Source organism: Halorubrum sp. AJ67 (assembly GCF_000513435.1).
Map to the genome: position 1 here is coordinate 214,528 of NZ_CBVY010000003.1, position 1,463 is coordinate 215,990.

A 1,463-nucleotide genomic window follows, 5' to 3' on the forward strand; every position below is an offset into this window, starting at 1 on the left:
GGCGACGTGGCGCGACCGCGCGGCCCGGCTGCTGGCGTGGCTCGCCCTCGTCGACCTCGCGGCCCCGGTCGAGAGCGCGGGCGAAAACCGCGGGGTACGTCGCCGGAGACGCCGCCTGATCCGGTCCGGTGCGCCGTTCGGATCGCCGGCGGTGCGCGCCCGCAACAAGCCTTTTACTCGCAGCCGGAGAGGGAGGCACATGAGACGCGCCGACGAGCGCACGGTCCGTTACGAGCCGACGAGCGTCAAGGACCTACTCGTCGAGATGAAAGACACCGCGGAGCTGCTGATCGACCTCTCGTACTCGGCGGTGCTCCACAACAGCCCGACGGTCGCCCACGAGGTCGTCGAACTCGAACACCGGATGGACGTGCTCCAGATGCGCGCCCGGATGAGCCTGATGCTCGCGGCGCGGAACCCGAGCGAGGCCGAGACGCTCGCGCCCGTCCTCGGCGTCATCGCCGCCGCCGACAAGGTCGCGGACGCCGCGGGCGACATCGCCAAGATCGTCACCGAGGAGATCGGGCTGCCCGACGCGATGCGGGGCGCGCTTTCGGCCGGCGTCGAGACGCTCGTCCGGGGAACCGTCGTCGCCGACTCCGCGTACGCCGGTCGGAGCCTCGCTGATATCGACCTCGAATCGGAGACGGGCGTCCGCGTCATCGCGGTCCGGCGCGACGAGGACTGGATCCTCAACCCCGGACCGACGACGCGCCTGAAGGCGAGCGACGTGACGCTGCTGCGCGGTCCCGAGGCCGGCGTCGCAGACGTCTACCCCGAGCTGAGCGGCGAGCCGTTCGAGCCGGAGCCGCCGGCCGAACCCGCGATCGACGACTTGGAGCGCGCGGTCGACTCGATCGTCTTGATGAAGAACCTCTCGGAGCTCGCGGTCGATCTGGCGTACGGCTCCGTCCTCTTCGACAACGAAGAGCTGGCGGAGGAGGTGAACAACTTAGAGATCGAGGTGGACGCGCTCCAGTCGCGGTTCGAGGCGTGGACGCTCCGGGCGGCGGCCGAGGCCGACGACCCGGTGTCGCTCCGCGGGCTCATCCACCTCGGCGTCGCGACCGAGGAGATATCCGACGCCGCGCTCGCGATCACCGAGGGGGTCCGCCGCGACCTCGACGTCCACCCCGTCGTGGAGATGGCGGTTCAGGAGTCGGACGAGATAATCACCCGCACCATCGTCGGCGAGGGGAGCGACCTCGACGGGACCGCGGTCGCCGACGGCGTGCCCGCGACCGACATCTCGACGAGCGTCCTCGCGATCCGCCGCCCGGAGGAGGGGTGGCTGGTCGGCCCCGACATCGACACCACGCTGCGGGGCGGCGACGTGATCATCGCGAAGGGCACCCGGACCTCCGCGGAGGAGTTCGATGCCCTCGCGGCGTGAGGCGGACGGGGAGGCCCCGCCGGACGAACGGAGTCCCGCCGCCCTCGCTCGGGCGTACTACGACGCGCTC

Annotated in this window: 1 protein-coding gene; it reads left to right on the forward strand. The window is 71.4% G+C overall.

What is annotated here, in order from left to right; genetic code table 11:
- Positions 1 to 199 precede the first annotated feature (199 nt).
- Positions 200 to 1,393 (forward strand): potassium channel family protein, encoded by a 1,194-nt coding sequence (locus BN903_RS04605; RefSeq protein WP_048076597.1) that lies wholly within the window; start codon positions 200 to 202, stop codon positions 1,391 to 1,393.
- Positions 1,394 to 1,463 lie beyond the last annotated feature (70 nt).